Origin of the sequence: Streptomyces sp. NBC_00464 (assembly GCF_036013915.1) — a bacterium.
Lineage (GTDB): Bacteria > Actinomycetota > Actinomycetes > Streptomycetales > Streptomycetaceae > Streptomyces.
In genome coordinates this window covers 1,356,557-1,376,508 of the sequence record NZ_CP107899.1, presented here as the reverse complement: position 1 = coordinate 1,376,508, position 19,952 = coordinate 1,356,557, and the positions used below count along the sequence as shown (strand labels likewise).

General features: G+C 71.6%; 15 protein-coding genes and 1 riboswitch. Of the genes, 11 read left to right on the top strand and 4 right to left on the bottom strand.

Features of this window, described 5'->3' with window-relative positions; all coding sequences use genetic code 11:
- Positions 1 to 20 precede the first annotated feature (20 nt).
- The gene (locus OG912_RS05895; RefSeq protein WP_327708488.1) at positions 21 to 2,471 is read right to left on the bottom strand and encodes a DNA gyrase/topoisomerase IV subunit A; all 2,451 of its coding nucleotides are present in this window, start codon (positions 2,469 to 2,471) and stop codon (positions 21 to 23) included.
- A 247-nt stretch (positions 2,472 to 2,718) separates the two neighbouring features.
- Here OG912_RS05895 and OG912_RS05890 point away from each other — a divergent pair, with 247 nt between their 5' ends.
- The 4 genes from OG912_RS05890 to OG912_RS05875 all read left to right on the top strand — a co-directional run bounded on the left by OG912_RS05890 (position 2,719) and on the right by OG912_RS05875 (position 7,659).
- Complete coding sequence (locus OG912_RS05890) at positions 2,719 to 4,086, top strand: M16 family metallopeptidase (RefSeq protein WP_327708487.1); 1,368 nt, start codon at positions 2,719 to 2,721, stop codon at positions 4,084 to 4,086.
- 26 nt (positions 4,087 to 4,112) lie between these two features.
- The gene (locus OG912_RS05885) at positions 4,113 to 5,495 is read left to right on the top strand and encodes a M16 family metallopeptidase (RefSeq protein ID WP_327713348.1); all 1,383 of its coding nucleotides are present in this window, start codon (positions 4,113 to 4,115) and stop codon (positions 5,493 to 5,495) included.
- A gap of 216 nt (positions 5,496 to 5,711) precedes the next feature.
- Positions 5,712 to 5,879, top strand: a riboswitch (cyclic di-AMP (ydaO/yuaA leader).
- A 13-nt stretch (positions 5,880 to 5,892) separates the two neighbouring features.
- Positions 5,893 to 6,726 carry a M23 family metallopeptidase gene (locus OG912_RS05880; protein WP_327708486.1) on the top strand — a complete coding sequence of 278 codons (834 nt, stop codon included), beginning with the start codon at positions 5,893 to 5,895 and terminating at the stop codon, positions 6,724 to 6,726.
- Positions 6,727 to 6,945: 219 nt separating this feature from the next.
- A complete protein-coding gene (locus OG912_RS05875) occupies positions 6,946 to 7,659 on the top strand; it encodes a GntR family transcriptional regulator (protein WP_326739303.1) in 714 nt (237 codons plus the stop codon).
- 218 nt (positions 7,660 to 7,877) lie between these two features.
- Here the strand turns inward: OG912_RS05875 and OG912_RS05870 are convergent, their stop codons facing one another.
- The gene (locus OG912_RS05870) at positions 7,878 to 8,159 is read right to left on the bottom strand and encodes an HPr family phosphocarrier protein (RefSeq protein ID WP_073737688.1); all 282 of its coding nucleotides are present in this window, start codon (positions 8,157 to 8,159) and stop codon (positions 7,878 to 7,880) included.
- A gap of 173 nt (positions 8,160 to 8,332) precedes the next feature.
- On the opposite strand from OG912_RS05870, the gene OG912_RS05865 reads away from it, so the two are divergent.
- The 6 genes from OG912_RS05865 (at position 8,333) to OG912_RS05840 (ending at position 16,829) form a co-directional block, all read left to right on the top strand.
- On the top strand, positions 8,333 to 11,254 hold the full coding sequence (locus OG912_RS05865; RefSeq protein WP_327708485.1) for a bifunctional acetate--CoA ligase family protein/GNAT family N-acetyltransferase: 2,922 nt from the start codon (positions 8,333 to 8,335) through the stop codon (positions 11,252 to 11,254).
- Positions 11,255 to 11,333: 79 nt separating this feature from the next.
- Positions 11,334 to 11,930, top strand: a complete 597-nt coding sequence (locus tag OG912_RS05860) for a DUF5998 family protein (protein WP_326739305.1) — start codon at positions 11,334 to 11,336, stop codon at positions 11,928 to 11,930.
- A complete protein-coding gene (locus OG912_RS05855; RefSeq protein WP_327708484.1) occupies positions 11,930 to 13,117 on the top strand; it encodes an alkaline phosphatase family protein in 1,188 nt (395 codons plus the stop codon). Before OG912_RS05860 ends, OG912_RS05855 begins: the two co-directional genes overlap by 1 nt.
- A gap of 58 nt (positions 13,118 to 13,175) precedes the next feature.
- Entirely contained in the window at positions 13,176 to 13,826 is a 651-nt protein-coding gene (locus OG912_RS05850) for a thymidine kinase (protein ID WP_327708483.1), read from the top strand.
- A 166-nt stretch (positions 13,827 to 13,992) separates the two neighbouring features.
- The gene (locus OG912_RS05845) at positions 13,993 to 14,784 is read left to right on the top strand and encodes a hypothetical protein (protein WP_327708482.1); all 792 of its coding nucleotides are present in this window, start codon (positions 13,993 to 13,995) and stop codon (positions 14,782 to 14,784) included.
- Positions 14,785 to 14,957: 173 nt separating this feature from the next.
- Positions 14,958 to 16,829, top strand: coding sequence for a serine/threonine-protein kinase (locus OG912_RS05840; protein WP_327708481.1), 1,872 nt, complete (start codon positions 14,958 to 14,960; stop codon positions 16,827 to 16,829).
- Positions 16,830 to 16,853: 24 nt separating this feature from the next.
- Here the strand turns inward: OG912_RS05840 and OG912_RS05835 are convergent, their stop codons facing one another.
- A complete protein-coding gene (locus OG912_RS05835; protein ID WP_326739323.1) occupies positions 16,854 to 17,630 on the bottom strand; it encodes a VOC family protein in 777 nt (258 codons plus the stop codon).
- Positions 17,631 to 17,863: 233 nt separating this feature from the next.
- On the opposite strand from OG912_RS05835, the gene OG912_RS05830 reads away from it, so the two are divergent.
- Positions 17,864 to 18,694, top strand: a complete 831-nt coding sequence (locus OG912_RS05830) for a sulfurtransferase (RefSeq protein WP_327708480.1) — start codon at positions 17,864 to 17,866, stop codon at positions 18,692 to 18,694.
- A gap of 111 nt (positions 18,695 to 18,805) precedes the next feature.
- On the opposite strand, the gene sepH is transcribed toward OG912_RS05830, so the two are convergent.
- Positions 18,806 to 19,870, bottom strand: coding sequence for a septation protein SepH (gene sepH, locus OG912_RS05825; protein WP_327708479.1), 1,065 nt, complete (start codon positions 19,868 to 19,870; stop codon positions 18,806 to 18,808).
- Positions 19,871 to 19,952: the final 82 nt, after the last annotated feature.

Below are 19,952 nucleotides of genomic sequence, written 5' to 3'. Positions count from 1 at the left end.
CAACCCGCCGGGCCGTCGGCCTACACGGGGCCGGCGATCACCGCGACCGGGTTCTCCAGCGGTGTCCCCGAACCGTCGCGCCGCGGATCGGGCTCGGGCAGCGTCGCCGGTGTGCCGTTCTTCTGCGCGGCCCGGGCCGGTGTCTCACCTGCCCAGCCGAACACCAGCACGTCCTCGCCCTTGAGGAACCGATGGCAGCGGACCCCGCCGGTGGCGCGGCCCTTGCGCGGATACTGGTCGAACGGGGTGAGCTTGCACGTCAGCACCGAATCGTCCAGCGTGCCGTGCGAACCCGCGACCGTGAACACCATGGCGTCCACCGCCGGATCCACCGCGGCGAACGAGAGCACCTCCGCCCCAGCGGTGAGCTTGACGCCCGCCATACCACCGGCCGGACGCCCCTGCGGGCGCACCTGCGCCGCGGGGTAGCGCAGCAACTGCGCGTCCGAGGTGATGAAGACCAGGTCCTCCTCGCCCGTGCGCAGCTCCGCCGCACCGACGATGCGGTCACCGTCCTTGAGGGTGATGACCTCCAGCTCGTCCTTGTTGGCGGGGTAGTCGGGCACCACGCGCTTCACGACGCCCTGCAGGGTGCCGATCGCCAGCCCCGGTGAGGACTCGTCGAGCGTGGTCAGGCAGACGACCTCCTCGTCCGCCTCCAGCGTGAGGAACTCCCCGACCATGGCCCCGCCCGACAGGTTGGGCGCCGAATGGGTGTCCGGCAGCTGCGGCAGATCGATCACCGCGAGCCGCAACAGCCGCCCGGTGGACGTCACCACGCCGACATCTCCGCGCGCCGTGGCCGGCACCGCCGACACGATCACGTCGTGCTTGGCCCGCTTGGCGTCCTCGGCGAAGACGATCGGGTCGTCGTTGGCCGTACGCGCCAGCAGACCGGTCGAGGACAGCAGCACCCGGCACGGGTCGTCCGCCACCTCCAGCGGCACCGAGGCGACCTGCGAACCGGCCGACTCCAGCAGCACCGTGCGCCGGTCCGTGCCGAACTTCTTCGCGACCAAGGCCAGTTCCGTGGAGACGAGCTTGCGCAGCTCGGCGTCCGATTCGAGGATCGCGGTCAGCTCGGCGACCTCGGCGTTGAGCCGGTCGCGCTCGCTCTCCAGCTCGATCCGGTCGAACCGGGTCAGCCGGCGCAGCGGGGTTTCCAGGATGTACTGGGTCTGGACCTCGCTCAGCGAGAAGTGCTCGATGAGCCGCTCCTTGGCCTGCGCCGAGTTGTCGCTGGAGCGGATGAGGCGGATGACCTCGTCGATGTCGATCAGTGCGACGAGAAGGCCCTCGACCAGGTGGAGCCGGTTGCGGCGCTTGGTCCGGCGGAACTCGCTGCGCCGGCGCACCACGTCGAAGCGGTGGTCGAGGTAGACCTCCAGGAGCTCCTTGAGCCCCAGCGTGAGCGGCTGCCCGTCGACCAGCGCCACGTTGTTGATGCCGAAGGACTCCTCCATCGGCGTGAGCTTGTAGAGCTGCTCCAGGACGGCCTCGGGGACGAAGCCGTTCTTGATCTCGATGACCAGGCGCAGTCCGTGCGAGCGGTCGGTGAGGTCCTTGACGTCGGCGATGCCTTGGAGCTTCTTCGCCGAGACCAGGTCCTTGATCTTGGCGATCACCTTCTCCGGGCCGACGGTGAAGGGCAGTTCGGTGACGACCAGGCCCTTGCGGCGCGCCGTGACGTTCTCCACGGCGACGGTGGAGCGGATCTTGAACGAACCGCGGCCGGCCGCGTAGGCGTCCTTGATGCCGCCGAGGCCCACGATCCGCCCGCCGGTCGGCAGGTCGGGACCGGGGACGAACCGCATCAGGGTCTCCAGGTCCGCGCCCGGATGCTTGATGAGATGGCGGGCGGCGGCGATGACCTCGCCCAGGTTGTGCGGCGGCATGTTGGTCGCCATGCCGACCGCGATCCCGGTCGCGCCGTTGACCAGGAGGTTCGGGTAGGCGGCCGGGAGGACGACCGGCTCCTGCTCCTGGCCGTCGTAGTTCGACTGGAAGGCGACGGTCTCCTCGTCGATCGACTCCGTCATCAAGGACGTCGCGTCGGCCATCCGGCATTCGGTGTACCGCATGGCGGCCGGCGGGTCGTCGTTGCCGAGCGAGCCGAAGTTCCCGTGACCGTCGACGAGGGGGAGCCGCATGGAAAACGGCTGTGCCATCCGCACCAGCGCGTCGTAGATCGACGCGTCTCCGTGCGGGTGCAACTTACCCATGACCTCGCCGACCACGCGGGCGCACTTCACGAAACCGCGGTCGGGGCGCAGGCCCATCTCGTTCATCTGGTAGACGATGCGGCGGTGCACGGGCTTCATGCCGTCACGGGCGTCAGGCAGGGCCCGTGAGTAGATCACCGAGTACGCGTACTCGAGGAAGGAGCCCTGCATTTCGTCGACGACGTCGATGTCGAGGATCTTCTCCTCGAAGTCGACCGGCGGCGGGGTCTTCGTGCTGCGGCGGGCCATCGCTGCTGCGACTCCTTCACGGATTCTGTTCGGGCAACCTCAGGTTCTGACGCGCACCATTGTGGACCGCCCCACTGACAACCCGGACCTCGACCCGTCCCAAAGGGCGTTCTCCACCCGTCCCGAAGCGGTCGGGACGCTCTTTCCCGCGAACTTTCGCGGCACGGGAACTTCGCCAGGTGCCGGTGCGCTTGCTTAAAGTGGCAGGTCTCGCACCACATCCAGTATCGCGATCGAAGGGACGTACATGCCCATGGGTCACACGGCCACAGCCCAGGCCGGCTCCGGCGGCTTGACAGCGACCGAGCACCGTCTGGCCAACGGCCTGCGCGTGGTGCTCTCCGAGGACCATCTGACCCCGGTCGCCGCGGTGTGCCTCTGGTACGACGTCGGTTCGCGCCACGAGGTCAAGGGACGCACCGGTCTGGCTCACCTCTTCGAGCACCTGATGTTCCAGGGCTCCGGCCAGGTCAAGGGGAACGGACACTTCGAGCTGGTCCAGGGCGCCGGCGGCTCCCTCAACGGGACCACCAGCTTCGAGCGGACCAACTACTTCGAGACGATGCCGACGCATCAGCTGGAGCTGGCCCTGTGGCTGGAGGCCGACCGGATGGGCTCGCTGCTCGCCGCGCTCGACGAGGAGTCCATGGAGAACCAGCGTGACGTCGTCAAGAACGAGCGCCGTCAGCGTTACGACAACGTCCCGTACGGCACCGCGTTCGAGAAGCTGACCGCGCTCGCCTATCCGGAGGGCCACCCCTACCACCACACCCCGATCGGCTCGATGGCCGACCTGGACGCCGCGACACTGGACGACGCGCGGACCTTCTTCCGTACGTACTACGCGCCGAACAACGCGGTGCTCTCCGTCGTCGGTGACATCGACCCCGAGCAGACGCTCGCCTGGATCGAGAAGTACTTCGGCACCATCCCCGCGCACGACGGCAAGCAGCCGCCGCGCGACGGCGCGCTTCCCGGGATCATCGGCGGCCAGCTGCGTGAGGAGATCCGCGAGGAGGTCCCGGCGCGTGCGCTGATGGCCGCCTACCGGCTGCCGCACGACGGCACCCGTGAGTGCGACGCCGCGGACCTCGCGCTGACCGTGCTGGGCGGCGGCGAGTCGTCCCGGCTGCACAACCGCCTGGTCCGCCGGGACCGGACGGCCGTCGCGGCCGGATTCGGGCTGCTGCGGCTCGCGGGCGCGCCCTCGCTCGGCTGGCTGGACGTCAAGACGTCCGGTGGTGTCGAGGTGGCGCAGATCGAGACCGCGGTCGACGAGGAGCTGGCCCGGTTCGCCGAGGAAGGCCCCACGCCGGAGGAAATGGAGCGCGCTCAGGCCCAGTTGGAGCGCGAGTGGCTGGACCGCCTCGGTACGGTCGCGGGCCGTGCCGACGAACTGTGCCGGTTCGCCGTGCTGTTCGGCGACCCGCAGCTCGCCCTGACCGCAGTGCACCGGGTGCTCGACGTGACGGCGGAGGAGGTCAAGGCTGCCGCCAGGGCCCAGCTGCGGCCCGACAACCGGGCGGTGCTGGTCTACGAGCCGGTCGAGTCCGCCGAAGAGGCGGAAGACGATGCCGCCACCGACACCGACGCGCACGAAGGAGCGGACAAGTGACCGACGCTGCCGCGGCTGAAGTATCGATGGAGTACCACCCGCAGCCCGCCCCCGGCGTGGCCAGGCCCTGGGCCTTCCCCGCGCCCGAGCGCGGCTCCCTGCCCAACGGCCTCACCGTGCTGCGCTGCCACCGCCCCGGCCAGCAGGTCGTCGCCGTCGAGATCTTCCTCGACGCCCCGCTGGACGCCGAGCCCGAGGGCCTGGACGGGGTCGCCACGATCATGTCGCGCGCCCTGTCCGAGGGCACCGACAAGCAGAGCGCCGAGGAGTTCGCCGCCGAGCTGGAGCGCTGCGGTGCCACGCTGGACGCCCACGCCGACCATCCGGGCGTCCGGGTCTCGCTGGAGGTTCCGGCCTCCCGGCTGGCCAAGGCGCTCGGCCTGGTCGCCGAGGCGCTGCGGGCGCCGGCCTTCGCCGACAGCGAGATCGAGCGGCTGGTGAACAACCGGCTCGACGAGATCCCGCACGAGCAGGCCAATCCGGCCCGGCGCGCCGCCAAGCAGCTCGCCAAGGAGCTCTTCCCGGCCACGGCCCGCATGTCGCGCCCGCGCCTGGGCACCGAGGCGACCGTGGAGCGGATCGACTCGGCAGCCGTGCGCGCCTTCTACGACGCCCATGTCCGTCCGTCCACCGCGACGGCCGTGGTCGTCGGGGACCTCACGGGCATCGACCTGGACGCGCTGCTCGCCGACACCCTCGGCGACTGGTCGGGCAACACCGCGGAGTCCCGCCCGGTTCCGCCGATCACCGCCGACGACACGGGCCGGGTGGTGATCGTGGACCGCCCCGGCGCGGTACAGACGCAGCTGCTGATCGGCCGCATCGGCGCCGACCGGCACGACAGCGTCTGGCCGGCGCAGGTCCTCGGCACGTACTGCCTGGGCGGCACGCTCACCTCCCGCCTCGACCGGGTGCTGCGCGAGGAGAAGGGCTACACCTACGGCGTGCGGGCCTTCGCCCAGGTGCTCCGCTCCTCGGCCCCGGACTCCGCCTCCGGGGCGACGGGGGCGGCGATGCTCGCCATCAGTGGTTCCGTGGACACGGAGTCCACCGGCCCGGCGCTGGAGGACCTGTGGAAGGTGCTGCGGACCCTGGCGGCCGAAGGGCTGACGGACGCCGAGCGCGAGACGGCCGTGCAGAACCTCGTGGGTGTCGCCCCGCTGAAGTTCGAGACGGCGGCCTCGGTCGCGGGCACCCTCGCCGACCAGGTCGAGCAGCATCTCCCGGACGACTACCAGGCGCACCTGTACGCGCGTCTGGCGGAGACCGGCACGGTCGAGGCGACCGCGGCTGTGGTCAACGCCTTCCCGCAGGACCGACTGGTCACGGTTCTGGTCGGTGACGCCGCGCAGATCGCCGATCCGGTCAGGGCGCTCGGCATCGGTGAGGTATCGGTCGTGACCGGCTGAGTCGATCGGCTACTTCGCCTCATATCGGGGCAAACGAAAGGTCCTGGCGGAGCTGTCTCCGCCGGGACCTTTCGTTTTGTCCGCTTTGTGGGAGAGGTTGCCTGTCTGCCCTGTGGGATGCGCTACAAAGCGGCCTGTCCGTTTGGTGGGGGGAAGGGCCCCCGTTTAGCGTCGGCTCCGCTGTCCGTCACTCGTATGCCGCATCCGCGACGTACCGGGCAGTCATCGCCGAGTCCCCGTCAGGCGCGAGCCTGGGGAGCCGGGGACCCACGCAGTCCCTGGGGTGAATCGGATGCCCGCGCCTCGCACGAGGCCGAGGGATCCGTAGGAGACCTTCCTGCTCCGAACCCGTCAGCTAACCCGGTAGGCGAGAAGGAAGGAAAGGACCAGCCACTTCATGGCGTTCACCCGTGCCACCGGGAAGCATCGTGCCCCGGGCCGTCTGACGCGCAGCGGCGCGAAGGCCGTCGGTATCGCGACCCTGGCCACCACCGGCGTCATCGGCGGACTGGCCTCCCCGGCCCTTGCCGCTGACACCGGGACCCCCGTCGGCGAGACCGGCCTCACCCAGGTCATCGCCATCGAGAGCACCCTCGCCGACCGGATCGACGCACAGGCGGACGCCCAGCAGCACCAGGCCGACGTTGCCGCGAAGAAGGCGGAAGCGGCCAAGAAGAAGGCCGAGGCGAAGAAGAAGGCGGAGGCCGAGGCGAAGGCTGCCGCGAAGGCCGAGGCCGCCGCGAAGGCGAAGGCCGCTGCCCGTGCCGCGGAGGCCCGCGAGGCGAAGGCGCGTGCCGCCCGCTCCGCCGAGCGCGCCCGGCTCGGCTCCTTCCAGCTCCCCGTCGCCGGTTCGTACGTGAGCACCGGCTACAAGTCCAGTGGCTCGCTCTGGTCCTCCGGCAGCCACTCGGGCATCGACTTCCACGCCGCGTCCGGCAGCTCCGTCGTCGCCGTCGGTGCCGGTACGGTCGTCGAGGCCGGCTGGGGCGGCGCGTACGGCAACAACATCGTGCTGCGGATGACGGACGGCACGTACACCCAGTACGGCCACCTCTCCTCGATCGGCGTGTCCGTCGGCCAGAGCGTCGGCGCCGGACAGCAGATCGGTCTCTCCGGCTCCACCGGCAACTCGACCGGCCCGCACCTCCACTTCGAGGCCCGCACCACGCCCTCGTACGGTTCGGACATGGACCCGGTCGCCTACCTGCGGGCCCACGGCGTCACCGTCTGACCGACCCCAAGACACCCGACGAAGGCCCCGGCACTGCGCCGGGGCCTTCGTCGTGTCCGTCTGCCGAGGCGTTCCGCACCGGCCGTTCCCGAACGCCCGGTGACCAAAAGATATTCATGAATTTCCACCCGCCGTCGGAAATGCGAGCGCATTGCAATAGAGTCGCAGGACAGGCGTCGATCGGCCGCGTTTCGCGGGGATTAAGGCGGAGGTTCGGACATGCGCATTCCGGCGCATTCGGTATGCACGGCAATCCGCGAGGACATCGTCTCGGGTGTCTTCGAACGCGGCAGCCGACTCACCGAGGAGGTGCTCGCGCGCCGTTACGGGGTCTCCCGCGTCCCGGTGCGGGAAGCGCTGCGCACCCTGGAGTCCGAGGGGTTCGTGGTCACCCGCAGGCACGCCGGAGCCTGCGTCGCCGAGCCCACCGAACAGGAGGCCGCCGACCTCCTGGAGGTCCGGATGCTCCTGGAGCCGCTCGGGGCGGCCCGGGCCGCACGCCGCCGCACGGACGCGCACCTCAAGGTGCTGCGCGGCCTGGTCAGGCTGGGGCAGGAGCGAGCCCGCAAGGGGGAGGGCGACGACCTGCGCTCCCTGGGTGGCTGGTTCCACGAGACGCTCGCGCAGGCCTCCGGCAGTCCCGGCCTGATCGCGATGCTCACCCAGCTACGGCACAAGACCGCCTGGATGTACGTGGTCGAGCAGCCGGCCCGTCCGGCCGATTCGTGGGCCGAGCACGGGGCGATCGTGGACGCCGTGGCGCGCGGCGACGCGGAGAGGGCGAGGAGCCTGGCCGCCCAGCACGCCGAGCGTGCCACCGCCGTGTACCGGCTGCGCCGTCCCGGCCGGCCGGACGCCGTCCCCGTCGCGGCCCGCTCCGGCCGGGTGAGGACCTCGCAACATGCCGTAAACACACCGAGCGGCCGACATTAACAATTGCGCCGTATACAAAGAATAGTCATTTCACAGGGCTTTCTTTCTGCTGCCCGAATCCTTCCCGAATCCTGCCCGAATTGCCTTCGGTGGAAGTGGGTGCCGGACTCGTCCCCTTGCGGCACCGGTACCGTTCACGCAAACGAAAGAGCCGCGGCTCCCGGTGAAGGGTGCCGCGGCTCTTTCGCAGGAATGCCTGCGGTCGTGACCCGTCGGGATCAGACGGTCTCCGGGAGCTCGTCGAGCCCCTCGGCGACCAGCTTGGACAGACGGTCCAGAGCGGCTTCGGCGTTGTCGGCCTCGGACGCGAGGATGATCTCCTCGCCGCCCTGCGCGCCGAGCCCGAGCACAGCGAGCATGGAGGCCGCGTTCACCGGGTTGCCGTCGGCCTTGGCGATGGTCACGGGGACGCCGGAAGCCGTGGCGGCACGGACGAAGATGGAAGCGGGGCGGGCGTGCAGGCCCTCGGCCCAACCGACGTTGACGCGGCGCTCAGCCATGGTTCTGCCCTTCACGAATCAATGGTTGTCTAGACCAGTCTCTCATGCAGTGCGCGATGCTCCGGCCGACCCGCGGGCCGTTCCCCGCCCGCGCCGCACCGTCGCCCGGCCACCCTCAGACTGCCCCGACCCCGGGCCCCACGCGACCGCTGACGGAGCCGTAGGCTTTGCCCATGCAGCCCTCTCCGGAGCAGAGTCCGCATCACGCCTACCCCGATCACTGGGAGGCGGACGTGGTGCTCCGTGACGGCGGCACCGCCCGAATCAGGCCCATCACCACGGACGATGCCGACCGGCTGGTCAGCTTCTACGAGCAGGTCTCCGACGAGTCGAAGTACTACCGCTTCTTCGCTCCGTACCCCCGGCTCTCCGCCAAGGACGTCCACCGCTTCACCCATCACGACTACGTCGACCGGGTGGGACTGGCCGTCACGGTGGGCGGCGAGTTCATCGCCACCGTCCGCTACGACCGGATCAACGCGCAGGGCAGGCCCGCCTCGGCCCCGGCCGACGAGGCCGAGGTCGCCTTCCTCGTCCAGGACGCCCACCAGGGCCGCGGAGTCGCTTCTGCCCTGCTCGAACACATCGCGGCCGTCGCCCGTGAACGCGGCATCCGGCGCTTCGCCGCAGAGGTGCTGCCCGCCAACAACAAAATGATCAAGGTGTTCCGGGACGCCGGGTACACCCAGCAGCGCAGCTTCGAGGACGGCTCCGTCCACCTCACCCTGGACCTCGAACCGACCGCCGAGTCGCTCGCCGTCCAGCGCGCCCGGGAACACCGGGCCGAGGCCCGCTCCGTGCAGCGGCTGCTCGCCCCCGGCTCCGTCGCCGTCATCGGCGCGGGCCGCACCCCGGGCGGCGTGGGCCGCACGGTCCTGCGCAACCTGCTGGGCGCCGGATTCACCGGCCGCACCTACGCCGTGAACAGCGCGTTCGCCGCCGATCAGGCCACGATCGACGGCGTGCCCGCCCACCGCTCCCTCGGTGAGATCGGCGAACCGGTCGACCTCGCCGTCGTCGCCGTACCCGCCGACCGCGTGCCGGAGGCCGTCGCGGACTGCGGGGAACACGGCGTCCAGGGGCTCGTCGTCCTGTCCGCCGGATACGCGGAGTGGGGCGCCGAAGGCCGCGAACGCCAGCGCGAACTGGTGCGCCAGGCCCGCTCGTACGGCATGCGGATCATCGGCCCGAACGCCTTCGGCATCATCAACAACTCCGAGGCCGTCCGGCTCAACGCCTCCCTCGCTCCCGAACGGCCCGCCTCCGGGCGCATCGGCCTGTTCACCCAGTCGGGCGCCATCGGTATCGCGCTGCTCTCCGGGCTCTACCGGCGCGGCGCGGGACTCTCCACCTTCATCTCGGCCGGCAACCGCGCCGACATCTCCGGCAACGACTTCCTGCAGTACTGGTACGAGGACCCGGACACCGACGTCGCCCTGCTGTACCTGGAGTCGCTCGGCAACCCCCGCAAGTTCACCCGCCTCGCCCGGCGGATCGCGGCCGTGAAGCCGGTGGTCGTCGTGAAGGGCGCCCGGCACAGCGGCTCCACCCCGCCCGGCCATGCGGTCCCCGTCAGCCGGATCCCGGACGCCACGGTCTCCGCGCTGATGCGGCAGGCCGGCGTGATCCGCGTCGACACGGTGACCGAGATGGTCGACGCGGGTCTGCTCCTGGCCGACCAGCCGCTCCCCGCCGGCGGACGGGTCGCGATCCTCGGCAACTCGGAGTCCCTCGGGCTGCTGACGTACGACGCCTGCCTGGCGGAAGGGCTGCGCCCGCGCCCGCCCATCGACCTCACCACGGCCGCCACCCCGCAGGACTTCAGGGACGCGCTGGCCCAGGCGCTGGCCGACGACGGCTGCGACGCGGTGGTCGTGACGGCGATCCCGTGGGTGGGAGAGGACGGCGAGGCGGAGTCGGGCGACGGGGAGGTCCTGGCCACCGCACTGCACGAGGCAGCAGCAGCCGGCCCGGCCAAGCCGGTGGCCGTGGTCCATGTGGAGATCGGCGGCCTGGCGGAGGCCCTGGCCGCCGCGACCAGCACCGTGGCGCAGCAGCGTCCGGCGACGGCGTCACCGGGTCGCCCCGCCGGGACCGCGTCCGGCTCCCGGCCGGCCGGAGCCGCGACCGACCCGGCCCCCGGCACCGGAGCGAAAGGAACCCCCGGCGACCCCGCCGCCCCCGACCCCGCTCCCGAAGCCCCCGCCCCCCGTGCCGTCGGCCGGATCCCCGCCTACCCCGCCGCCGAACGCGCGGTCCGGGCGCTCGCCGAAGCCGTGCGGTACGCCCAGTGGCGACGCCAGGCCGCCGTGCCCGGAAAGGTGCCCGAGTTCCTCGACGACACCATCGACGAGCCGGCCGCGGCCGCCCTCATCGACACCCTGCTCGGCCCGGAGCCCGATCCGCGCGGCAGGCCCCTGGAACACGATGAGGCCCGCGAACTCCTCGCCTGCTACGGCATCACCGTCCGGCCCACCCTCCCGGCCCCCGGTCCGGAGGAGGCCGTGGCCGCGGCGGCGCGGCTCGGCTACCCCGTGGCGCTGAAGACGACCGCGCCCCATCTGCGTCACCGGGCCGACCTCGGCGGAGTCCGCCTGGACCTCGACGGCGAGAGCGCGCTGCGCCGGGCGTACGGCGAGCTGACCGACCTGCTCGGCAAGCCCGCCGAGCTCCGGCCCGTCGTGCAGTCGATGGCGCCGCGCGGCGTCGACACCGTCGTGCGGGCCACGATCGACCCGGCGGCCGGCGCCGTCCTCTCCTTCGGCCTGGCGGGCGCACCCTCCGAACTCCTCGGGGACACCGCGCACCGCCTGGTGCCCGCCACCGACCGCGACGCCGCCGAACTGATCCGGTCCATCCGGGCGGCTCCGGTCCTCTTCGGCTGGCGCGGCTCGGCGCCCGTGGACACCGCCGCGCTGGAGGAACTGCTGCTGCGGGTCTCACGACTGGTCGACGAGCACCCCGAGGTGGTCTCCATCGCCCTGGAACCGGTCGTGGTCGCCACCCACGGGCTGACCGTCCTCGGAGCGAGCGTCCGCCTCTCGCCGTCCCCGCCCCGTACCGACCTCGGCCCCCGCCGCCTGTCCAACTACTGACCCGCGCCGCCTCCGGCCCCCGCCGGCAGGGGCGGCACGGCGTCCCCGGCAGTCATCAGCCCCCCGTAGGATGGTGCGTATGGCTAAGACCGGTACGACGACCCAGGGGCTGCGCGCGGCGATCGAGCGCAGCGGCTACTACCCGGCCCTCGTGGCCGAGGCGGTGGAAGCCGCCGTGGGCGGTGAGCCGGTCGCTTCGTACCTGGTGCACCAGGAGACGACCTTCGACTCCAACGAGGTGCGCAGGCACGTCACGGTGCTGGTGCTCACGGACACCCGCTTCATCGTCAGCCACACCGACGAGCAGAACGCCGACACCAGCTCCCCGACGCCCTACGCCACCACCTCCACCGAGTCGGTCAAGCTGGACCGGATCTCCTCGGTCGTGGTCAGCCGGGTCGTGGCCAACCCGGAGAAGTACGTCCCGGGCACGCTGCCCCGCGAGGTCGTCCTGACCATCGGCTGGGGCGCGGTCTCCCGGATCGACCTGGAGCCCGCCGCCTGCGGCGACACCAACTGCGAGGCCGACCACGGCTACACCGGCAGCTCCACCGCCGACGACCTGAGCCTGCGGGTCAGCGAGGCCGGCGACGGCCCCGACACCGTGCGCCAGACCCTCGCGTTCGCCCAGGCGCTCTCCGAGGCCACGGCCGCGACCCCGGCGGCCGGCCGCTGATGGTCCAGCCTTCCTGGCAGGACCCGGTACTGCTGCCCGTCGGCACCGCTCCCGTCCCGGAGTACGGCAGCGGCTCGCTCGCCGACCTGCTCCCCACCCTTGCCGCGGGACAGGAAGTCCCCGGCTTCACGGCGGCGATCCCCGAGCTCGCCCCCGCCGACCGCAACTGCGTCTTCCTGATCGACGGCCTCGGCTGGGAGCAGATCAAGGCACACCCGGACGAGGCACCGTTCCTGCACTCCCTCCTGCCCACGTCGCGCGGCGGCACGGGCCGTCCCATCACCGCGGGATTCCCGGCCACCACCGCGACCTCGCTGGCCTCGGTCGGCACCGGGCGCCCGCCGGGCGAACACGGCCTGCCCGGCTACACGGCCCGCAATCCCGAGACCGGCCAGCTGATGAACCAGCTCCGCTGGAAGCCGTGGACGTCGCCGAAGGTCTGGCAGCCGTACCCCACCGTCTTCCAGCTGGCCGACGCGGCCGGAGTGCGTACCGCGCAGGTCTCCGCCCCCACCTTCGAACAGACCCCGCTGACCAAGGTCGCGCTCAGCGGCGGCTCCTTCCTGGGCCGGCTCACCGGCGAGGAGCGGATGGACGTCGCAGCCGAACGGCTGGCCGCCGGGGACCGCTCCCTGGTCTACACGTACTACAGCGAGGTCGACGGCAAGGGCCACCGCTTCGGCGTCGACTCCGACGCCTGGCGCGGTCAGCTGATGTACGTCGACGGCCTGGCCCGGCGCCTGGCCGAGCAGCTCCCGCCGCGCTCCGCGCTGTACATCACCGCCGACCACGGAATGATCGACATCCCGTTCGACGAACAGTCGAGGATCGACTTCGACGAGGACTGGGAGCTGCGCGCCGGCGTCGCCCTGCTCGGCGGCGAGGGCCGTGCGCGCCATGTCTACGCCGTCCCGGGCGCCGAGGCCGATGTGCTGACCGTCTGGCGCGAGGTGCTCGGCGAGCAGTTCTGGGTGGCGAGCCGTGACGAGGCCGTCGAGGCGGGCTGGTTCGGCCCGCGGGTCGACGAGCGGGTGCTCGGCAGGATCGGCGACGTGGTCGCGGCCGCCCACGACGACGTGGTGATCACCGCCTCGGTCAACGAGCCGCACGAGTCCGCGATGGTCGGCATGCACGGCTCGATGACCCCCGTCGAGCAGCTCGTCCCGCTCCTCGAAGTACGTACCTAGACCGCACCGTCCCGCTCCGCCCTCCTCTCCGCCCGTCCCGAAAGGTGCTCAACCCCTCATGCCCGAGCTTGTGTTCTTCTCCGGAACGATGGACTGCGGAAAGAGCACGCTGGCCCTCCAGATCGGACACAACCGTTCGGCACGAGGGCTCCAGGGCGTGATCTTCACCCGCGACGACCGGGCGGGGGAGGGGAAGCTGTCCTCCCGGCTGGGCCTGGTCACGGAGGCGGTCGAGGCCTCCGAGGGGATGGATCTGTACGCGCACCTTGTCGACCAGCTCTCCCAGGGCGGCAGGGTGGACTACGTGATCGTGGACGAGGCGCAGTTCCTCGCCCCGGAACAGATCGACCAGCTGGCCCGCGTCGTGGACGATCTGGGTCTGGACGTCTTCGCCTTCGGCATTACGACGGACTTCCGCACCAGGCTCTTCCCCGGCTCCCAGCGACTGATCGAACTCGCTGACCGCATAGAGGCCCTTCAGGTGGAGGCCCTGTGCTGGTGCGGCGCCCGCGCCACCCACAACGCCCGGACGGTGGGCGGCGAGATGGTGGTGGAGGGTGAGCAGGTCGTGGTCGGTGACGTGAGCAGCCCGGCTGCGGAGACCGGCTACGAGGTGTTGTGCCGGCGCCACCATCGGCGCCGCATGACCAGCGGTTCCGTCCGCGCCGGCGCGCTCTCACCGGACGTCCTGCCGGTCGCCTCCGGCTGAGGGCGCCGGCCGAACAGGCCGTGGTTCACTGGGGCGGACGTCTCCGAGCGAGAGAGGCCGGACCTCCACCGTGACCCGTACAGCCGACGAACACGGGCCCGGGGGCGCGCCTGCCGTCCCGGCAAGTGCGGTGTGGCTCAAAGGGCAACTGCTTGAGATCGCCTCCGTGTTGCGTCCGGACCGCGGTCCGGTGGTGGTCCGTGAGTGGACCGATCCGGTACGGCTTCGCGACCCCGCCCCGGTCGGTTACCGCTTCCTGTTCCTCGTCTGTGCGACCTGGGACGACCGCCCCTCGCCTCCCGGATTCGGCAATGCTCTGAACGCATTCACCGAGGCGGGCTGGAGCGTGCACCAACAGCCTGCGGGTCGTCCCGGGGAGAGCCGGGCGACGGTCCGGCACGAGGATTTCGAGGTCGAGGTCTACGAAGGCGACGGGCCCGGATTCCTGACGTTCACCGGCTGGACTCCGGTCGTCTGCGCCGAACGGCAGCTGGGGCAGCCGCCCTTCACGCTCAGCACGGCCCGGGGCGTGCTGTGCGACGACTGTCACGGCTGGGGTGTGTGCCTGCTCTGCGAAGGCAGGGCCTACAGCGGCGGCAGCGGTGGCTACGGCCGGTGCTTGTGTGCCGCGAACAACGCGGGGCCCGGCAGGTGTGTGGAATGTGCCGGCCGGGGGGTTCTCGCCGCCGATGCGGTGTCGTACAGGCGGAGGCGGCACGGACTGCCCGATGCCGACAGCGGTGATGCCTTTCCGTGGCCGCCCGCCGAGGGCGGTCACGACGCCAACATCAGCGCGTTCACCGTTGTGAGCCAACGGTCCTGCGCATGCGGTGAGTTCCGCTGCTTCTGGCGCAACACCCTCTCCGAAGCCGATGGTCACCTCCTCTCCCGGTTCGCCGGTACCTGTCAGGGATGTGCCGGGCAGCGCGCGTACGCGTTCACGCTTCCGCTGCCGTAGCTTCACGCGCGCGGCGCTGCTCGGAAATGCCGCGCCGGTCAACTCGGTCCGGAAACACGGCTTTCCACGTCGCAGCTCATGTCCCGACACCGCGCGGCGCGGAGTGGAGCCGGTGGGCGCCGAATCATGGAGTCGACCGGTGTGAGCCGCACGGTTGTGCGAGGATCCGACCCATGCAGCCTCTGGCCCCCGATGAGCCGTCCCGCATCGGCTCCTACCGTCTGCTCGGCCGGCTCGGAGCCGGCGGCATGGGGCGGGTCTATCTGGCCCGTGCCCTGTCGGGTTCGCAGGAGCCGGTGGCGGTGAAGGTCGTACGGGCCGATATCGCCGAACGTACCGAGTTCCGGCGCCGGTTCGTACGTGAGGTCGCTGCCGCGCGCCGCGTGGGAGGGCCGTGCACGGCCGCGGTGCTGGACGCGGACACGGATGCGGCCATCCCGTGGGTGGCCACCGAGTATGTCGCGGGTCCCACCCTGCGGGCCGTCGTGCAGGGGGAGTTCGGGGCGCTGCCCTCGGCATCCACCCATGTCCTCGCCCACCGGCTGGCCTCGGCACTTGCGGCCATCCACGCCGCCGGACTGGTCCACCGCGATCTGAAGCCGTCCAACATCCTGCTCACGGTCGACGGACCACGCGTGATCGACTTCGGAGTGGCGCACGTGCTCGACGTGCCCCTGGACTCCACCATCACCCCCGAGGGGATGCTCGTCGGGTCCCCCGAGTTCATGGCCCCTGAACAGATCCGCGGGCAGCGGGTCAGTCCGGCGAGCGATGTCTTCGCCCTTGGCTGCGTCCTCACGTACGCGGCGACCGCCCGCTCTCCGTTCGAGGCCGAGGAACGCGGACTGCACGCCCTGATGTTCCGCATCGCCTACGAGGAGCCCGACCTCAGAGGCCTGCCGGAATCGGTCTCCGAGGTGGTCGGGGACTGCCTGGCGAAGGAGCCGGGGGACCGGCCGTCGGTCGCGGAGGTGCTCGACCGTACGCGGAACGCGCCGCCGGGGGCGTGGCTGCCGAGCAGCCTCCTGGACCGGCTGGACCGTGCCGCCGCGCAGCCGTTGCCGCACACTCCCCGGCGCGCGAAGCGCAGCGTCCCGGAGTCGGCCGAGATCCCGGTCTTCCCCGAGCCTGTCGGCCGCGATCTCCTGGACGTACCTGAGGCGGGCATCGCGCCACCGCGGGTGCAGGCCGCGGTGGCGCCGCCCCGACGGAAGTCCGCGGCGGTACGGTCCCGGCGGAAGACCGCGCGATGGACCGCGGTCGCAGCCGTGGTGGCGGGAAGTCTGTTCGTCCTGCTGTCGCCCTGGCCCGATCTGTCGTCCGGAAGGACGGATGATCCCGGGGCCGTCTCGGAACCGGATCCTGAGCCCCCGGGCCGGTTCACCGGAGCGTGGCAGCGGGGAGGGGCCATGCGGCTGGAGTTCCATCCGTCTTCGCGGCCGGGAAGCGCGGGGGCCGACTTCGTGGTGGCTTCGCCCGAAGCCGTGTGCAGGGGAGAGGCACGCACCGCCAAGTTGTCCCAGGGCGACCGCGTCCTGGTCCTCGGCGGCTATCGGCTGACCTCCACCGAGCCCAGGGGCAGCAGTTGGAAGCAGTGCGGGCTGCCCTCCCGGATCACGCTGGAGCTCAACTATGACTACGTACTCTGGCAGACCCCGGAAGGCAGCGGTCAGGTGATGGACCCGGCAGCGCCGTCAGCCACGTCGATCGGCGGCTACCGGGGCACCTGGCGGTCGGCGGACGGCCGCACCCTGGTCGTGCAGGGCACGACCATCGGCAATGCGGTGATCCGGACGACCGGCACTGAATCGGGCCGGCGGTGCGACTACCGGGCCCGTGTCGTGGACGTGGCCAAGGGGCCCACGACCCTGGGTCAGCTGGGTCTCCTCACCACGGAGGCCTTACCCGCCCATGCCGCGGGCTGCGGGCAGAACGCCGAATCGTACGCGTACACCTTCAAGGACGGTGACCCGGGAGAGCGCGCTGTCCTCATGCGCACCGGCCGCTACGACGAGACGGTCGTCGAGTTCGGCAAGGCGCGCTGACGGCACCGCCGCGCGTCGGCCCCCTCAGTGCCCCGCCGACCGCACGATCGTGAACGCCGCACCCTCAGGGTCCGCCACTGTGGCCACCCTGCCGCTGGACCCCTCCCTGGGGGGCTGCAGGATGTGTCCGCCGAGTTCCACCACGCGCTGTGCGGCCTCGTCCGTGTCGGCGACCTCGAAGTACGTCATCCAGTGCGGGCCCCGGTCACGCGGCAGGGCGTGGCCGACGCCGTGCAGCGACGCCACCGGGTGACCGTCCAGGTGGAGGGTCTGGTAGTCGAAGTCGGCCGAGACGATCGCCTCGGTCTCGTAGCCGAAGACCGCCTGGTAGAACTTGGCGACCGTCGACGTCTCCCGGGTCACCAGCTCGTTCCAGACCGGAGTGCCGGGCGTGCCGGCCAGCGTGGTGCCGACGTGCGCGGCCGCCTGCCAGATCCCGAACACGGCTCCGCTCGGGTCGGAGGCGATGGCCATCCGGCCCGCCTCCCCGGCGTCCAGCGGTCCGACACCGACCGTGCCGCCGCAGGCGCGGATCGTCTCGGCCGTGAGATCGGCGTCGTCGGTGGCCAGATAGGTCGTCCAGGCGATCGGGAGGTGCCGGTCGGGTGGCAGCTGTCCGATGCCCGCGACCTCCTGCCCGTCGATCAGTGCCCGGACGTACGGGCCGAGCTGTTCGGGGCCGGGGCCGAACTCCCAGCCGAAGAGTTCGGCGTAGAAGTTCTGGGTCGTGTGCAGGCCGTGCACGATCAGGCTCACCCAGCAAGGTGTTCCGGGCGTACGCCGAACGGCAGCCTCGGTCATCGTCACTCTCTCCTCGGACCATCGTGGTGGCCGTACGGGGGGAACGGGGCCGGCGCGCCGTTGTGCGGTACGGGATGTGTGCGCCCCGTGCAGATGCTTGCACCACCCGGCCCGTGATGCGCCCCGGCCGCGCCGCATTTTCCGCGATCTCGACAGAGAGGGTCCGGTTTGTGGGGGTACATCCGTTTCGGTGTGGTGAGGGATGAGCCGGCCTCTGCGCGAAGATGGCACGTATGAAGCCCATCATCTCCGCATCCGAATGTGCGAGCGAGTCGGCGGGGCCACGTCCGCCGGTGCTCCTGGACGTACGTTGGCAGCTGGGTGGCCCCCACGGACGACCGGATTACGAGGCCGGGCACATTCCCGGCGCGGTCTTCGTCGACCTGGACGCGGAGCTCGCAGGTCCGGCCGGTGACGGCGGGCGCCATCCCCTGCCCGACCCGGCGGAATTCGGTGAGGTGATGCGCCGCGCGGGGGTCGGCCGGGACAGTTCGGTGATCGTGTACGACGGTGGTCCGGGCTGGGCGGCCGCTCGTGCCTGGTGGCTGCTGCGCTGGACGGGGCACCGGGATGTCCGGGTGCTGGACGGCGGTCTCGCCGCATGGACCGGTGAGCTGTCGAAGGAGATCCCGGTTCCCGCCGAGGGCGACTTCGTTCCGGCGCCCGGTGCGCTGCCTGTGCTGGACGCGGACGGCGCGGCGGCCCTCGCCCGCTCGGGCCTGCTGCTCGACGCGCGTGCCGCCGAGCGCTACCGGGGTGACGTGGAGCCGATCGACCGGATGGGCGGGCATATTCCGGGCGCGGTCTCGGCTCCTACGGTGGAGAACGCCGGAGCGGACGGACGCTTCCTCCCGGCCGAGTGGCTGGCCTCCCGGTTCTTCGGGCTGGGCGCCACCGAGAACACCGCGGAGGTCGGTGTCTACTGCGGCTCGGGGGTCTCCGGCGCCCACGAGGTGCTGGCACTGGAGATCGCCGGATTCACGGGCGCGCTCTACGCGGGCTCCTGGTCGCAGTGGTCGAGCGACGAGTCCCGGCCGGTCGCCACGGGTCCCGACCCGCAGTAGGAGCGGAGTCCCCGGGAGGTTGCGGGGGCGCGGATTCCGCCGGGACAGCGCACGAGGGCCCGTACGCGGCTGCGTACGGGCCCTCGTCATGCTGCTGTCACCCGGACTCTCTCAGTCCTGCTTCTTGCGGCGGGTGCCGAAGACGATCTCGTCCCAGCTCGGCACCGCGGCCCGGCGTCCGGGCCGGACCCCGTCCGCCTCGGCCTGCCGGTCCGTCGTCCCGGTGAGCCGGTCGCGGTGGCCTGCGACCGCGCGCGGCATCAGAACGTCCGCGTAGGCGGAACCCGCGCCCGCCGAGGCCGCGGGGGCCGGCGGCTCCTCGACCTCGGGCTCGCGGACGGCGGGTTCGAGCGCCGGGGGCTCGGGCGGTGCGGGCCGTTCCGGTACGACCATGTCGCCGCGGAAGCTCGGTACCGCCTCCAGCAGGCTGGTGAGCGAATCGCGCTCGCTCGCGGTCACCCCGCCGATCCGCTCCTCCGGCTCCGGGGGCGCAGGAGGCGTGGGGCGTTCCATCTGGCGGTCGAGGGCGCGGTCCAGCGGCCGGTCGCGGGGCAACCGGGCGATCCGGGGGACGAACGGGAAGCTGGGCTCGGGCGCGGCGACATCGTCGGTCTCGCCGATCAGCGAGCGGGCCTCGTCGTCGACGGCCTGGACCAGTCGGCGCGGCGGGTCGTAGGTCCAGCTCGCCGAGTGCGGCTCGCCGGCGACCCGGTACACCAGGAGGACCTCCCAGGTGCCGTCGTCGCGGCGCCACGAGTCCCACTGGACGGTTTCCTTGTCGGCGCCGCGCAGCAGGAGGCGCTCCTGCACCGCCTCGCCGAGCTGGGGGCCGGTGTTCTCGCCGGGACGGCGCACAGGAGTCTTCCGGGCCCGCTCGGCCATGAAGGCGCGCTCCGCGAGCACAGGGCCCTCGAAGCGGCGGACACGGTCGACCGGAATCCCGGCGAACTGAGCAACCTCCTCCGCGGAGGCGCCGGCTCGTATCCGGGCCTGGATGTCGCGGGGGCGGAGGTGGCTCTCCACCTCGATCTCGATCTGGCCGAGCCGCGCGCGGTCGTTGCGCACGGCGGCTCGCAGCCGCTCGTCGATCGGAAGTGTGTACTCCGTGCTGTCTGCGGCCTTGAGCACCAGTCGTGTGCCGTCGTTGGAGACGGCCACGACACGCAGTTCGGGCATGGGGACCTCCCGGGTGGTGCCTGCCGACGTCACGTGCGTCGCTGCTTCCGCTAGTCGAGTGTGGCCTGCCCGGCTGCAGCCT